Source organism: Tardiphaga sp. 37S4 (genome assembly GCF_021044645.1).
In the GTDB taxonomy this organism is placed as follows: domain Bacteria; phylum Pseudomonadota; class Alphaproteobacteria; order Rhizobiales; family Xanthobacteraceae; genus Tardiphaga; species Tardiphaga robiniae.
The window spans coordinates 782960-797457 of sequence record NZ_CP088008.1 but is presented as its reverse complement, the minus strand read 5'-3'; the positions used below and the strand labels follow the sequence as shown (position 1 = coordinate 797457).

The 14498-nt window shown below is 62.8% G+C and carries 14 protein-coding genes; 8 read left to right on the top strand and 6 right to left on the bottom strand.

Annotated elements, in window-relative coordinates; genetic code table 11:
- Positions 1-115 precede the first annotated feature (115 nt).
- From LPB73_RS03830 to LPB73_RS03820, 3 genes are all read left to right on the top strand, one after another.
- Complete coding sequence (locus LPB73_RS03830) at positions 116-1288, top strand: acetyl-CoA C-acetyltransferase (protein ID WP_184511545.1); 1173 nt, start codon at positions 116-118, stop codon at positions 1286-1288.
- A 229-nt stretch (positions 1289-1517) separates the two neighbouring features.
- Positions 1518-3062 (top strand): acyl-CoA synthetase, encoded by a 1545-nt coding sequence (locus LPB73_RS03825; RefSeq protein ID WP_231079679.1) that lies wholly within the window; start codon positions 1518-1520, stop codon positions 3060-3062.
- Between the two features lie 64 nt (positions 3063-3126).
- Entirely contained in the window at positions 3127-4446 is a 1320-nt protein-coding gene (locus LPB73_RS03820) for a cobyrinate a,c-diamide synthase (RefSeq protein WP_231079678.1), read from the top strand.
- A 6-nt stretch (positions 4447-4452) separates the two neighbouring features.
- Here the strand turns inward: LPB73_RS03820 and LPB73_RS03815 are convergent, their stop codons facing one another.
- Positions 4453-5298 carry a DUF1194 domain-containing protein gene (locus LPB73_RS03815; RefSeq protein WP_175368257.1) on the bottom strand — a complete coding sequence of 282 codons (846 nt, stop codon included), beginning with the start codon at positions 5296-5298 and terminating at the stop codon, positions 4453-4455.
- Between the two features lie 219 nt (positions 5299-5517).
- Here LPB73_RS03815 and LPB73_RS03810 point away from each other — a divergent pair, with 219 nt between their 5' ends.
- The 3 genes from LPB73_RS03810 to LPB73_RS03800 all read left to right on the top strand — a co-directional run bounded on the left by LPB73_RS03810 (position 5518) and on the right by LPB73_RS03800 (position 8040).
- On the top strand, positions 5518-6834 hold the full coding sequence (locus tag LPB73_RS03810) for a tetratricopeptide repeat protein (protein ID WP_231079677.1): 1317 nt from the start codon (positions 5518-5520) through the stop codon (positions 6832-6834).
- Positions 6835-6882: 48 nt separating this feature from the next.
- Positions 6883-7194, top strand: a complete 312-nt coding sequence (clpS, locus tag LPB73_RS03805) for an ATP-dependent Clp protease adapter ClpS (protein ID WP_120291842.1) — start codon at positions 6883-6885, stop codon at positions 7192-7194.
- 90 nt (positions 7195-7284) lie between these two features.
- Entirely contained in the window at positions 7285-8040 is a 756-nt protein-coding gene (locus LPB73_RS03800) for a hypothetical protein (protein WP_175368255.1), read from the top strand.
- 2 nt (positions 8041-8042) lie between these two features.
- On the opposite strand, the gene LPB73_RS03795 is transcribed toward LPB73_RS03800, so the two are convergent.
- The 4 genes from LPB73_RS03795 to fabI form a co-directional block, all read right to left on the bottom strand.
- Complete coding sequence (locus LPB73_RS03795; RefSeq protein WP_093757334.1) at positions 8043-9233, bottom strand: adenylate/guanylate cyclase domain-containing protein; 1191 nt, start codon at positions 9231-9233, stop codon at positions 8043-8045.
- Between the two features lie 51 nt (positions 9234-9284).
- Positions 9285-10370 carry a chorismate synthase gene (gene aroC / locus LPB73_RS03790; protein WP_231079676.1) on the bottom strand — a complete coding sequence of 362 codons (1086 nt, stop codon included), beginning with the start codon at positions 10368-10370 and terminating at the stop codon, positions 9285-9287.
- Between the two features lie 75 nt (positions 10371-10445).
- Entirely contained in the window at positions 10446-11045 is a 600-nt protein-coding gene (locus tag LPB73_RS03785) for a histidine phosphatase family protein (RefSeq protein WP_231079675.1), read from the bottom strand.
- Between the two features lie 11 nt (positions 11046-11056).
- Entirely contained in the window at positions 11057-11878 is an 822-nt protein-coding gene (fabI, locus tag LPB73_RS03780; RefSeq protein WP_093756866.1) for an enoyl-ACP reductase FabI, read from the bottom strand.
- Positions 11879-12103: 225 nt separating this feature from the next.
- On the opposite strand from fabI, the gene LPB73_RS03775 reads away from it, so the two are divergent.
- Together LPB73_RS03775 and LPB73_RS03770 are read left to right on the top strand one after the other, a co-directional pair.
- Entirely contained in the window at positions 12104-12592 is a 489-nt protein-coding gene (locus LPB73_RS03775; protein ID WP_231079674.1) for a sigma-70 family RNA polymerase sigma factor, read from the top strand.
- Between the two features lie 18 nt (positions 12593-12610).
- On the top strand, positions 12611-13384 hold the full coding sequence (locus LPB73_RS03770; protein ID WP_231079673.1) for an anti-sigma factor family protein: 774 nt from the start codon (positions 12611-12613) through the stop codon (positions 13382-13384).
- Between the two features lie 25 nt (positions 13385-13409).
- On the opposite strand, the gene LPB73_RS03765 is transcribed toward LPB73_RS03770, so the two are convergent.
- A complete protein-coding gene (locus tag LPB73_RS03765; RefSeq protein WP_231079672.1) occupies positions 13410-14387 on the bottom strand; it encodes a DnaJ C-terminal domain-containing protein in 978 nt (325 codons plus the stop codon).
- Positions 14388-14498 lie beyond the last annotated feature (111 nt).

Below are 14498 nucleotides of genomic sequence, written 5' to 3'. Positions count from 1 at the left end.
GGCCGCACTCAAGAGTTAATTGACCGATTGACTAAACTCTCCGCGGACACTTAAATCCCGCGCATTCAACGCCACGAAAAACGCCGCCAAACAAGGCAAAAAAGGGAGATCACGCATGGCCGAGGCCTATATCGTCGCCGCTGCACGCACCGCTGGTGGCCGCAAGGGCGGGCGTTTAGCCGGCTGGCACCCGGCCGACCTCGCAGCCTCGGTTTTGAACACGCTGGTTGAACGCACCGGCGCAGATCCCGCCTCGGTTGAGGACGTCATCATGGGCTGCGTCGGCCAGGGCGGCGAGCAGGCGGTCAACGTCGCGCGCAACGCGGTGCTGGCCTCGAAGCTTCCGGAAAGCGTGCCGGGCACCTCCATCGACCGCCAGTGCGGTTCATCGCAGCAGGCGCTGCATTTCGCCGCCCAGGCCGTGATGGCCGGCTCCATGGATATCGTGATCGCCGCCGGCGTCGAGAGCATGACCCGCGTGCCAATGGGCTCGCCAAGCATTCTCGCGTCCAAGGCCGGCATGGGCCACTACAAGAGCCCCGGCATGGAAGCGCGCTATCCCAACATCCAGTTCAGCCAGTTCACCGGCGCCGAGATGGTCGCCGAGAAATACGGACTGTCGAAGGATGACCTCGACACATACGCCTTCGAGAGCCACCGGCGCGCCATCGCAGCAACCGAAGCCGGTCGGTTCAAGGACGAGATAATCCCGCTGCAGATCACCCGCGCCGATGGCACCACGGATACGCATCACATCGACGAAGGCATCCGTTTCGATGCGACGCTCGATGGCATCCGCGGCGTCAAGCTGATCGCCGAGAACGGCAAGCTCACCGCTGCCTCGGCCAGCCAGATCTGCGACGGCGCGTCGGGTGTGATGGTTGTCAACGAGAAGGGCCTCAAGCAACTCGGCATCAAGCCGCTGGCGCGCATCCACCATATGACCATGATGGGCGGCGATCCCGTGATCATGCTGGAAGCGCCCCTGCCCGCCACCAAGCGCGCGCTGGAGAAGGCCGGGATGAAGATCGACGACATCGACCTGTTCGAAGTCAACGAAGCCTTCGCCTCGATCCCGACCGCTTGGCTGAAAGCCACCGGCGCCGATCCGAAGCGCCTCAACGTCAATGGCGGCGCCATCGCGCTCGGCCATCCGCTCGGCGGCTCCGGCACCAAGCTGATGACCACGCTGGTGCACGCACTGCAGCAGAACAAGAAGCGCTATGGCCTGCAGACCATGTGCGAAGGCGGCGGCATGGCCAATGTGACGATCGTGGAGCGATTGTAATTTTCTTCCCCTCTCCCCTAGCGCTGCGTAGCAGCGCTAGGGGAGAGGGTGGATCGAACACGCGAAGCGGGTTCGAGACGGAGAGGGCCCGCGACTAGCCATACCCCTCTCCCGCCTTCGCTTCGCTCAGGCACCCTCTCCCACAAGGGGAGAGGGGACGTAAGAAAACTAAACCACACCACGAGCGGAAAAATCCGCCGGTCTTCGAGGAAACACCAAGGAACTCTCCATGACGCATCCGTCGATTCACGCGAAGACCAGTCCCGACAAGATTGCCTACCGCATGGCCGGCTCCGGCCAGGCGCTCACCTATCGCGAACTCGACGAACGCTCGAACCGCGGCGCGCAGTTGTTCCGCTCGCTGGGCTTGAAGGCGGGCGATCACATCGCGCTCTTGATGGAGAATCGCCTCGACTTCATGGAGATCTGCTGGGCTGCACAGCGCAGCGGGCTGTATTACACGGCGATCAGCCGCTACCTGACGCAAGACGAAATCGCCTATATCGTGAAAGACTGCGGCGCGCGCGTCGTCATCACCTCCGAGAAATGCGCCGATGTGGTTGCACCGCTGATCACCAACACGGCGGAGCCGATGTTCTATATCGTCGACGGTTCGCGCACCGGTTTCCGCGACTGGAATAGTGCCCTCGCCGCTCAGCCCGCTACGCCGATTGCCGACGAGGTTGCCGGCTACGACATGCTGTATTCGTCGGGCACGACGGGCCGCCCCAAGGGCATCAAGCGCGCCTCGGAGAACAATCCGATCGACGTGCCGAATCCGTTCCTGAAGCTGCTCTGCGCGAACATGTGCGGCATGACATCGGACTCGATCTATCTATCGCCGGCGCCGCTGTATCACGCAGCTCCGCTGCGCTTCAACATGATGGCGATCACGCTCGGCGGCACGTCGGTGATCATGGAGCATTTCGACGCCGAGGAATTCCTCAAGCTTGTCGAAAAGTACAAGATCACCCAGTCGCAGCTGGTGCCGACCATGTTCGTGCGCATGCTGAAGCTGCCGGATGAAGTCCGTTTGAAATACAATGTCTCTTCATTGAACGGCGCGATCCATGCCGCAGCCCCCTGCCCCGTCGACGTCAAGGCGCGCATGATCGACTGGTGGGGACCGATCCTGATCGAATATTACGCCGGCTCCGAAGGCAACGGCGTCACCGTCTCGAACTCGCAGCAGTGGCTGTCGCATCGCGGCACCGTCGGCAAGGCTGTGGTCGGTAGCGTCAAGATCGTCAATGAAGAAGACCAAGAAGCGCCGACCGGCGAAATCGGCACGGTGTATTTCGCCGACACGCCGCAGTTCAGCTATCACAACGATCCCGAGAAGACGAAGCGCGCCTATAACGCGCGCGGCTGGTCCACCCTCGGCGATGTCGGCTATCTCGATGACGAAGGCTTCCTATACCTCACCGACCGCAAGTCCTACATGATCATTTCCGGCGGTGTGAACATCTACCCGCAGGAGACCGAAGACATTCTCATCACCCATCCGGATATCGCCGATGTTGCGGTGTTCGGCGTGCCGAACGAGGAGATGGGCGAAGAGGTCAAGGCCGTGGTGCAGCCGCACGACATGAGCCGCGCCGGCAAGGCGCTGGAGGCCGAATTGATCTTGTACTGCCGCAAGCATCTGTCCCCGATCAAATGCCCCAAGAGCGTCGACTTCGAGGCCGAACTGCCACGCACGCCGACCGGCAAACTGGTGAAGCGCCATTTGCGGGACAAGTACTGGCCGAAGAGCGAAAAGGCGTCGGCCTAGACCTCGCCCTTGCGGCATCGCAGTCGCCGCGGTAATCCGCCGCGATGTCGCAAGTTCATCCATCATGACCGCCGGCCTGCTGGTCTCCGCAGCGCGATCCGGCGCGGGCAAGACCACGGTCACGCTCGGCCTGCTCGCCGCACTGGCGCGGCGCGGCATGGTACTGCGCGCGGCCAAGGCCGGGCCCGATTATATCGATCCTGCCTTTCATGCGATCGCCACCGGCGCGCCCTGCATCAATCTCGATAGCTGGACCATGCCGCCCTCGCTGCTGCAGGCGCTGATGGCTGGCGTCAGCGATGCCGCCGATCTGCTGGTGGTCGAAGGCGTCATGGGCCTGTTCGACGGCGTGCCCGGCGTCGCCGACCGCGACGGCAGCAGTGCCAGCATCGCCGCGCGGTTCAAGTTGCCGGTGCTGCTGGTGCTCGACGTGACCGCGCAATCGCAATCAGCAGCCGCTATGGTGCGCGGCTTTGCCAGTCATCGTCCTGACGTCCGCGTCGCCGGTGTGATCCTGAACCGCGTCGGCAGCGACCGACATCGCCGCCTCATCACGGATGCCATCGCGCCACTCGGCATCCCCGTCGTCGGCGCCATTCCGCGGGATGCCGCACTGGCGCTGCCAGAGCGTCATCTCGGCCTCATCCAGGCTGGCGAACACGGCGACCTTGCCACACGGATGGACGTACTCGCCGACATGGCGGAGAAGCACCTCGATCTCCATACCATCATCGCGCTGGCTGCGCCGATCGACGGACAGCTGGCCCGCAATGCCGCGCCGGCCTTACCGCCGCCGGGTCAGCGCATTGCATTGGCCGCTGATGCTGCCTTCACCTTCATCTATCCGCACCTGATTGACGGCTGGCGCAATGCCGGCGCGGAGGTCGTCCGCTTCTCACCGCTGGCCAATGAAGCTCCGCCGGATGATTGTGATGCATGCTGGCTGCCAGGCGGCTATCCCGAACTTCACGTGGCAACGCTTGCCTCGGCGCAAAAATTCCGCGACGGGCTGGTGCGCTTCGCACAGACACGTTCGGTCCATGGCGAGTGCGGCGGCTATATGGTGCTCGGTGAAGGCCTGGAGGATGCCGACGGCAACCGGCATGCGATGACGGGGCTGCTCAGCCACACGACGAGTTTCCACAAGCGGCACTTGCATCTCGGCTATCGCGAGGCGCGATTGCTATCCGACAGTCCGATCGGACCAAAGGGATCGCTCATCCGCGGCCATGAATTTCACTATGCGTCGCTGATTGATCCGGGCAGCGACGACCCGCTGGTCGATCTCCGCAACGCGCAGGCCGAACCCATGGCAGAGCGCGGCGGACGGCGCGGCCATGTCACCGGCACGTTTTTCCACGCGATTGCGCGGGTCGATGGCTAACGGGAACTAACGCCCCCAGCGATCCTGCCAGATCTTCTCGCCGATCAGGCAGTTGACGCGGGGCTCCTTCGTCGTGTTGGCGACAGGAATCGCGCGCGGCTCGGGCATCAATCCTGCGACTTCCAACACCAGTTTGGTGCGGATCGCTTCCTTGAACTTGTCGCGCTCCTTGATCGGCACCACGAAGGAACCCGCGCCGCCGATCACGCAGTCCTCGTAATAGAGATCAAGGTTTTCGATATCCATGGTCGAGTAGGACAGTTCCTTGGCCATGATCGGCAGGCCGTTGATGACGATACCTTTCGCGACTGCCTCGTCGCGCGCGACCGTCACCGGTCCTCCATTGTTGTTCGGCCCATCGCCCGAAATATCGATGACCCGGCGCAGACCATGCAGCGCATTTTCATCGAACAGCGGCATGGCGTAGTAGATCGCGCCCGAGATCGACGTCCGCGACGCCCGGCGGATCGGCGTCTTCATGATTTCGGATGCCACCGCGTCGGCGGATTCAGGACCATCGATGACACGCCAGGGAATGATCAGCTTCTGGTCTGACGATGCCGCCCATTCGAAATAAGTGACCGCAATCTTGCCTGTCGGGCCACTCTTGAGCGCGGTAAGGAATTCCTTGGAAACGATGGCTTGGGCATAGCCTTCGCGCTGGATCGCCAGCTCGTCCATATCCATCGAATAGGAAACGTCGACCGCCAGCACCAGTTCGACATCGACCACGGGGTCCTGCTTGCTCTGGACAAACTGCGCTTTCGGGCCTGTCGCAGCCATGCTCGCGACGTCGCCGCCGGCCATCGCTCCCGCGACGAGTACCGCTCCAATCGAGACACACCAGCGCATAGCGGCCCTCCCGTTGAGAATCGAATGGTGACATGCAAATGACGAGCCGCAAAGCAGGAACCTGCAGGCATGTTCACAATCCGGTCATGGCGGCTCTGCCGCTGCGGCAGAGTTAACGGGCGGCTGCCCCGGATTTGAACGGTTTGCACGTTCGCGCGACAAAGCTAACGCAGGATGTCGCCAACGCCACATCCACCATTGCCGACCGGAATGGCCGAGATGAGTGCCGCCTTGAACGCGCCGATGAACGGTGGCCGCCAGCCCGCAGCGCGGCACGCAATCGTGTTGGCCGTACTGCTCGCTTGCATCGGCGCAGCGATCGCTTTGTTCGTTTCAGCACCTGCCGAACAGCGCAAGACAGGGGCCGCCGAACAGGACGAACCTATTCAGCCGTTCGGCGCCAACGCAGCCAACGAATGCCGCCGTCTTTTGCGGAACGCCACCGAATACCTCCCCGAGCAACAAGAGAAGCTGCGTTACCGGATGCGCCAGACCGCCTGCAGCGAAGCATTCGCTGCAGCTCCGGACGATGTCCGCAACAAGGTGGCCTTCGCTCAATCGCTGCCGCATGAACGGCGCGCCGAGGCGGTCGCACTGTTGCGCGAGGCCGCAGCCCGGAACGATAGCGAGGCAAATTACGCAATCTATGAGTCGCATAATTCATGGGACTATCATCTTGATCGCCCGCAACTGATTGCGCGCGACGAGGCACAGCACGCGCTGATCAAGGCAGCCGAACTGGAGAACCCGTCAGCGGTAAACAGGCTCGCCATCCTCTATGGCCGTGGCGGCATCGTGAAGCGGGACGCCTCGGCCGAACGATACTGGACCGAGCGCGCGCTTCGGTTGCCGCTGCCGGAGAACGTCACCCGTGCGGACCAGCAGATCAGGCTTGCCCGGCTTCTCGCGCGATCCCCGCAGCCGGACGAGCAGACCCTCGGCCGGGATTTACTCGCACGTCTCGCCCAAGGCGGCTCGTTTGGCGCCAAGGCGGCGCTGGCTGAAGCCACGCGTCCCAACGATCCCGTGCGCGCCCGCAAACTATTTGAAGAGGCTGCGCGCGATCATCTGGGAGGCGATACCGAGCTGGCGCAGATGCTGCTCGATGGCGAAGGCGGCCCGGCCGATCCGAAGCGCGCATTATCGATCTTGCAAAGCCAGCGCCATCAAGCGAGCGCGAGTGGCCTGCTCGGCGAGCTTTATCTCGATGGAAAGCTGGTGCCACGCGACGTGTCAAAGGGGATCGACTTGCTGATCACTGCCGGGGTTTGGGACTACGACTCCCGGCTAAAGGCCCTGCGGTTGCTGGCCGGCCATCCGCAGGTTCAGATCTCTTCGCTCAACATCGTTCTGTATGAGGCAATTCAGGCTGCGGAACTTGGCGAGCCTGACGCACTTGCCGCATTGGTCGATCTCAAACTATCGCAGAACCCGCGGTTTCGCGACGTCCCCGGAGCCTGTAAACTGAAACCAATGGCCGTGCAGCGCGGCGATCAGGATGCCGTGCAACGCCTCAAGGATTGCGCGGCCGAGTGATCATCGTCGCGTCGCCGCCACAGAGCGCGATCGTCCGGATGAGTGTGCATGCCCGAGAGTGTCACCGCCCCGCAGACCAAGACTAAGACCAAGCCGAAGGTCGAGCGGCCGAAATTGTACAAGGTTATCCTCGTCAATGATGACTTCACGCCGCGGGAGTTCGTCGTGCGGGTGCTGAAGGCGGAATTTCGCATGTCCGAGGATCAAGCCGCCAAGGTAATGATGACGGCGCATCAACGCGGCGTCTGCGTCGTCGCCGTGTTCACCCGTGACGTCGCCGAGACCAAGGCGACCCGCGCGACAGATGCCGGCCGCGCCAAGGGCTATCCGCTTCTGTTCACGACCGAGCCGGAAGAATAGGACGTGGCGCTTCTGCTTTGGCCACCAAGACGATAAAAATTTAACGATCGGCTCAATCCGAGGTTGGGCGGCATGTGGCAAGCTCGCCAGATGTCGATTGCACTCCGCAAGCAATATGTATCCCGGCCGGAATTGTCGTTCGGGCCTTTGCGCTTCATCGAATGCCTGCCTTGGCTCGTGCTGGCAGCGGGAATGCGCGTGATCGCATTCAGCGGTGGCGTTATCGCCTTGCCGGCCATCTTCGTCGCCACGGTTGCCGTTCTTCTCGCTTTTCTGGTGACCGCACGGCGGTCGATCGAGCTTGCCGACGGCGAGACCCATCTCGGAGCGATGACGTTCGAGGATGAATTCCGACTATCGCTGCGCATTCTGGTGCGTATCGGCGCGCTGATGCTTGTAGCAAGCATGATCTCTGTATCGCTCGGGATCTCGCCGCTGGACCTGAACTTCATGGGCGGCATCGATGGCATGGCGTTCGATCAGCCGACGGCGGCCGGAAAGATCTGGAATGCCTCCATCGCCACGCTGATCTTGCTGATGATCGTCGGCGTCGAACGCCATGACAACAGGGTTCGTTTCTTCGCGGCTTGCCGTGAATTCGCCAGGCGAAGCGCGTGGCTCGGCGTGGGCCTTCTGGTCCTGACCGCCGCCTATTTCGGCCTCGGTTTTGTCCAGGGTCTCGTTCGCAACGCGATTGCGATCTACGGGCAGGCGCCAACGACGAACACCTTCATCCGAAACCTGATCTTCTTCGTCTTTATCTTCAGCTTCGCGATGCTGCGGCTTTGGGTGACCCTGATGATCCTGACCGCGGCCCTCAAGCAATCCCATCTGCGCGGCGACTGACCTCAGCCAGCGACCGCGGTTTCATCGCCCAATCCATAGACCTGCTCGGCCTTGGCGAAGCCAGCGATGGGAAATTCACCGAGATCGGCCCAGTCGGCGCGTGTCACATCAGCAAAAGCGGTCGACGCGACCACCGTCCGGTGCAGCCTGCCCGCGATCTTCTCCAGACGTGCGGCGAGGTTCACCGCCGGGCCGATACAGGTGAAATCGAGCCGGTTGCCGCCACCGATATTGCCGTAAAGTACCTTGCCGACATGCAGTGCCAGACCGAAGCGAAAGCGCTCTTCAGCACCTGCCGCATCCGACCAGCGCAGCGCTTCAACGGCAGCGCTAGCTTCACGCGCGGCCTCCAGCGCGTGGCCGCACACCGTGGAACGATCCGCATCGTCCTCGGCAATGGGAAACACGGCCAGCAGGCCATCGCCCATGAATTTGAGCACTTCGCCGCCATGCTTGAGGATCGCAGGCACCTGACAATCGAAGTAGTGGTTGAGAATCTCGACGACGCTTTCCGGCGGCAATCGGTCCGACAGCGCCGTAAATCCGCGCAGATCCGACAACCAGATCGCTGCGCGCATGGTCTCGGTGTGGCCGCGTCGGATCTGACCACCGAGAATACGTCCGCCAGCGCGATTGCCCACATAGGTATCGAGCAGTGTCACCGTCACTCGTCGTATGCCGATGACCTCGATCAACCGCGCCAATGTCGGCAGCACCGCTTTCAAGGCAGCAAGCTGCTCGTCCGTAAAACCGCCAGGCTGCTTCGTCGTCCAGCTTGATGCGTGGAGCATGTTGTCGACGAAGGTGAGCGGGATCGCGATATAGTCGGTAACGCCTTCGGCGCGCATGTCGTCGAAAAAAGGAAAGGGTGTGGTTGATGGCTCATGAAGTCGGCTGCGGACCTCGACACCTTCACGGAAGACCAGCGCAAGCGGACTGCTGAGGAATTCAGGCGCCTCCTGAATGTCGAAATCAACCGAGCTGAGGACCACCCCGGTCTCCGGACGCCAGATGAAATTTCGGCCGAAGATTTCCGGATGCAGGGTGCGGATGAAGATGCCCACGCGGTACAGCGGCAGCCCCGCAGCGACAAGCCGTTCGCAACATTCCGCCATCATGCGCGATGGCGTCGGCGCGGATCGCGCACCGTCACTGAGCCAGTCGATGATCTCTCTGAGCTTGTCGGGCAACACGGCTGGCACTTTCAAACTCGCGCGAACGCGGGCTTCGGTCAGTCACTTACTCTAGCCGACCTGTCCGCGATGCCGAATGAAATGATCGGCGAGCACACAAGCGGCCATGGCTTCCGCCACCGGCACGGCGCGGATGCCGACGCAGGGATCATGACGCCCCTTGGTCAGGATGTCCGTATCGGCGCCATTGCGATCGACGGTCTTGCGCGGCGACAGGATCGACGAAGTCGGCTTCACTGCAAAACGTGCCACGACCGGCTGGCCTGTGGAAATGCCGCCGAGGATGCCGCCAGCATGGTTTGAGAGAAATGACGGGCCGTGATTGGTCATGCGCATCTCGTCGGCATTGTCCTCGCCAGACAATTCCGCAGCACCGAAACCGTCGCCGATCTCGACACCCTTCACCGCATTGATGCTCATCAGCGCCGCTGCCAGATCGCCATCGAGCTTGGCGTAAATGGGCGCGCCCAAACCTGCGGGCACGCCGTCGGCGACCACCTCGATCACCGCGCCGATCGACGAGCCGGATTTCCGGATACCATCGAGATAGCTTTCGAAGAAGGCGGCCTTGTCCTTGTCCGGGCAGAAGAATGGATTGCGGGCGACCTCGTCCCAGTCCCAGTTGCCGCGGTCGATCTTGTGCGGTCCCATCTGCACCAGCGCAGCACGCACCGTCATTCCGGGCACGATCTTGCGCGCGATCGCGCCGGCCGCAACACGCGTCGCCGTCTCGCGGGCAGATGAACGGCCACCGCCGCGATAGTCGCGCAACCCGTATTTGGCCTCATAGGTGAAGTCGGCATGGCCCGGCCGAAACTTGTTCTTGATGTCCGAATAATCCTTCGAGCGCTGGTCGGTATTCTCGATCAAGAGCGCGATCGGCGTCCCCGTCGTGACCTGCACACCCGTTTCCGGATGCGCCATGACCCCGGACAGGATCTTGACCGCGTCAGCTTCCTGCCGCTGCGTGGTAAAGCGCGACTGGCCGGGACGGCGGCGATCGAGATCGGCCTGGATCTCGGCAACATCGAGCGGGATCAGCGGCGGACAGCCATCGACCACGCAGCCGATCGCCACCCCGTGGCTCTCGCCAAAGGTGGTGACGCGGAACATATGGCCGAAGGTGTTGTGGGACATGGGGCGCTCGCTGCTTGAGCAGATGTCGTAACGCGGGCCGTCCGAGGGGTCAAATCGCCCGGTCAGCCGCAATGCTTAACTAAACTTGTCCATCCTGTCGGCGTTGAACACGTAGACCGCGCCCTGCTGGATCGGCAGCTCACTGACCCCGTCCGGCGTCTCAAAGCCCAGCGCCACCATTAGCGCCCGCGCCGTACCGCCATGGGCAACGGCAACGGTATCGCCCGTCAGGCCCTCAACCCATTCGCGCATCCGGAGTTGCACCTCAGCGTAGCTCTCGCCGCCCGGCGCCGGCAGGCTCCATTTGTCGCGCAAGCGCGCCGCAAATATCTCGGGATGTGCGGCTTCCTGCTCGGCCAGCGTAAAGCCTTCCCAGTGGCCGAAGCCGATCTCACGCAGACGATCGTCGAGGCCGTAGTCGTCATGCGGCAGATCGAGCTTGCCGCGCACCAGTTCCATGGTGTTGCGCGCGCGGCCGAGCGGACTGGAGACGAATGCGACATCGCCGTTGGTGCGCCCGTCGCGCGCCAGCAGATCTTTAAGGACACCACCGGCATGCGCCGCCTGCTCACGACCGAGATCGTTGAGCGGAATGTCCTTCGAGCCCTGAAAGCGACCGGCGGCATTCCATTCGGTCTGACCGTGGCGAATATAATAGATCGTTGGTTTCGGCATGGACTAAGCGATCAGTCCTTGCCGCCCATCGAGATATCCGGCGCATCCGGCACCTTGGTGCCGAGCACGTGATAGCCAGCATCGACGTGATGCACTTCGCCGGTGACGCCAGAGGACAGGTCAGACAGGAAATACATCGAGCTCTGGCCAACTTCGTCGATCGAGACGTTCTTGCGCAGCGGCGCATTGACCTCGTTGTATTTCAGCAGATAGCGGGAGTCGGCAATCCCTGCGAAGGCCAGCGTCTTGATCGGGCCGGCGGAGATCGCATTGACGCGGATGCCCTTCTCGCCCAGGTCAGCCGCCAGATAGCGCACGCTGGCTTCGAGCGCGGCCTTGGCGACGCCCATCACGTTGTAGTTCGGCATCCACTTCTCGGCGCCGTAATAAGTCAGCGTGATGATCGAACCACCGTCGGTCATTAGTTTCTCGGCGCGCTGCGCAACCGCGGTCAGCGAATAGCAGGAGATGAGCATGCTCTTGCTGAAGTTCTCCGCCGTGGTGTCGACATAGCGGCCCTCGAGCTCGTTCTTGTCGGAAAACGCAATGGCATGGACGACGAAGTCGATCTTGCCCCACTTCGCCTTGAGCTCGTCGAACACCGCATCGATGGTCGCGGCATCCGTGACGTCGCAATGACCAAGCACGAGCGCGCCCAGTTCCGCCGCCAGCGGCTCCACGCGCTTCTTCAGTGCATCGCCCTGATAGGTCAGCGCGATCTCGGCGCCCTGCGCCTGGCACGCCTTGGCAATGCCCCAGGCGATGGAGCGGTTGTTGGCGACGCCGAGAATAACGCCGCGCTTGCCCTTCATCAGGCCTGAAACTTCACTCATATCACATCCTATTTGCTTGGCTGATAACTTGGCAGTCCATGCCGATCTAGCCTTGGGGGTACACCAGCACTTGCGTCCGGTACAGCCCAAAAGCCCGGTTATGTGGCTGTTTACCGTCCGGGCTTAACGCCGGAATAGACGGTCCGCCAAGGTGTTATGATAGATGCGGCGCAATTGCGGACCGCCCAAGATACCGTCAGGATTGCAACGGATGGCACGAGCCCCATGAGCGCCTTTCGCGATAGCGTTGAGAGCATGATTCCGGCGCTGCGCCGCTATGCGCGAGCGCTGGCGCGTGACACCGACATTGCCGACGACCTGGTGCAGGACACGCTGGTGCGCGCGCTGCGCTCGGAGAAGTTGTTCATCGGCGGTGACCTCAGAAGCTGGCTCTACACGATCCTGACCAACCTGAACCGCAACCGCCGCCGGTCGCTGGCACGCAAGCCCATCTTCACCGAGCTGTTCGACAACAATCCGGATGCCAGCGGGACCGAAGCCGAAGGGCGCGACATCTCGCGCGCCCTTGCCGCCCTCGTCGAAGAGCAGCGCTCGGTGCTGCTGCTCGTGATGCTCGAGGGCCTGAGCTACCGCGAAGTCGCCGACATCCAGGGCGTGCCGATCGGCACCGTGATGTCGCGCCTCGCCCGCGCCCGCGCCCATGTCAAAGCCTATCTCGACGGCGAGCGCCCGGCGCTGCGCGCGGTCAAATGATTTAAAGGGAAGATGATAATGACCGGACCGAACATTCCCGTGACCGAAGACGAATTGCACGCCTTCATCGACAATGAATTGCCGGCCGAGCGCCGCACCGATGTCGAGGCCTGGCTCGCGACACATCCTGACGATGCCGAGCGCGTCGCATCATGGCGCGCGATGGCCGAGTTGCTGCATGCCCGTTACGATGCGATCGCCGACGAGGCCGTGCCGAAGCGGCTGGAAATCGAGCGATTGGTTCAGCAGCCGCGGCGCTGGATCTATGGCGCAGTCGCCGCAACGCTTGTCGCCTTCGTTGCAGGTGGCAGCGCGGGCTGGGTCGCACGCGGCGCAGCGACCACGCCGTCGATATTCCGGAGTTTCACGGTGGACGCACTCGGTGCGCACCGGACCTATGTGGTCGAAGTCCGTCATCCGGTCGAAGTCGCAGCCAATGAACGTGCACACCTGCAGCAGTGGCTGTCGAAGCGCGTCGGCTACGAGATCAAGGCGCCCGAACTCGATGCGGCCGGATTGAAGCTGGTCGGCGGACGCTTGCTGCCCGGCCCCGAAGCGCCTGCGGCCTTCTTCATGTATGAGAGCCCGTCGGGCGAGCGCTACACGCTCTACACTTCGCGTGCGGCGAAAGCCGACGCCACCCAGATGCGCTATGCCGCGCAGGACAAGGACGGCGCCATGTTCTGGGCTGACAAGGGCGTCGGCTATGTCGTGTCAGGCCCCACCGACAAGGACCGGCTCAACCAGGTCGCGCGCCAGATCTACGATCAAACGGAGAAGGTGGGGGGATGAGACAGCGAGCTGATCGCTGCTCACTTCACCCCAGATCGCTGCGCGGATGATACGGGTGCCCGTCGCGCCACTTTTCCATCAGGGCTTCCAGCTCGGCATCGTTGCCATCCGGCAGCATGATCCTGGTGGTGAAGTAGAGATCGCCCGCGGCGCCGCCGGCCAGCGGCAGGCCCTTGCCCTTCAGGCGAAACACCCGTCCGCTCGAGGTGTTCTTCGGAATTGAAAGCTCCACGGCACCGGTGAGTGTCGGCGCGCGCACCTTGGCCCCCAGCACGGCTTCGTAGAGCGTGATGGGCAGATCGACGCGCAGGTCGTTGCCATCCACCTTGAAGTGGGCGTGGGGAGCGATAGTAACGGTGATCATCAGATCGCCGGGACGATGTCCTGGTGCGCTTTCGCCCTGCCCGCGGAGCCGGATCTGCTGGCCCGACGTGACGCCGGCCGGTATCTTGACGTTCAATTCCTTGCCGGATGGCAGACGTACGCGCTTCTCGGCGCCCTTCACGGATTCTTCCAGCGTCACCGTCATGGCGACGTTCAAATCCAGATCGGGCATCCCGCCGGCATAGCCGCCGGTATCGAACTCAAAGCCCTGCGCGCCCGGCCGCGCGCCGCGCGGGCTGGCGCCACCGAACATGCTGTTGAGGATATCCTCGAAACCGCCACCGGCGGCACCGCCGGGAAAGCCCTGCTGCGCACCGGGACCGCCGCGGAAAGCATGCTCGAAGCCGCGCTGCGACGCGCCGGCGCGGCCGCCGCCCGGAAATCCCTGGAAGCGTGCTTTACCCTCGGCATCGATCTCGCCGCGGTCGAACTGCTTGCGCTTGTCCTCGTCGCCGATGATCTCGTTGGCCGCATTCAATTCCGAAAACCGGTCGGCGGCTTTCGGATCGTCCTTGTTGCTGTCGGGATGATGCTTCTTGGCGAGCTTGCGATAGGCACTCTTGATCGCCGCAGCGCTGGCGCCCCGCTGCACCCCCAAGACCTCATAGGGGTCGCGCATCCGTCGTCTCTCCTTCAGGTAACTAAAAGGCGGGCAATCGGCCCGCATGTTGGGTTTGCGGGCCAGGGCCCGCCTGCTTCTTCATCTGGTGACTTCGTGTCATTTTTGCAA

Coding starts and splice junctions, on each gene's coding strand:
- LPB73_RS03830 (WP_184511545.1), top strand. CDS start 116: ATGGCCGAGGCCTATATCGTCGCCGCTGCACGCACCGCTGGTGGCCGC.
- LPB73_RS03825 (WP_231079679.1), top strand. CDS start 1,518: ATGACGCATCCGTCGATTCACGCGAAGACCAGTCCCGACAAGATTGCC.
- LPB73_RS03820 (WP_231079678.1), top strand. CDS start 3,127: ATGACCGCCGGCCTGCTGGTCTCCGCAGCGCGATCCGGCGCGGGCAAG.
- LPB73_RS03815 (WP_175368257.1), bottom strand. CDS start 5,298: ATGCGCTGGTGTGTCTCGATTGGAGCGGTACTCGTCGCGGGAGCGATG.
- LPB73_RS03810 (WP_231079677.1), top strand. CDS start 5,518: ATGAGTGCCGCCTTGAACGCGCCGATGAACGGTGGCCGCCAGCCCGCA.
- clpS (WP_120291842.1), top strand. CDS start 6,883: ATGCCCGAGAGTGTCACCGCCCCGCAGACCAAGACTAAGACCAAGCCG.
- LPB73_RS03800 (WP_175368255.1), top strand. CDS start 7,285: ATGTCGATTGCACTCCGCAAGCAATATGTATCCCGGCCGGAATTGTCG.
- aroC (WP_231079676.1), bottom strand. CDS start 10,370: ATGTCCCACAACACCTTCGGCCATATGTTCCGCGTCACCACCTTTGGC.
- LPB73_RS03785 (WP_231079675.1), bottom strand. CDS start 11,045: ATGCCGAAACCAACGATCTATTATATTCGCCACGGTCAGACCGAATGG.
- fabI (WP_093756866.1), bottom strand. CDS start 11,878: ATGAGTGAAGTTTCAGGCCTGATGAAGGGCAAGCGCGGCGTTATTCTC.
- LPB73_RS03775 (WP_231079674.1), top strand. CDS start 12,104: ATGAGCGCCTTTCGCGATAGCGTTGAGAGCATGATTCCGGCGCTGCGC.
- LPB73_RS03770 (WP_231079673.1), top strand. CDS start 12,611: ATGACCGGACCGAACATTCCCGTGACCGAAGACGAATTGCACGCCTTC.
- LPB73_RS03765 (WP_231079672.1), bottom strand. CDS start 14,387: ATGCGCGACCCCTATGAGGTCTTGGGGGTGCAGCGGGGCGCCAGCGCT.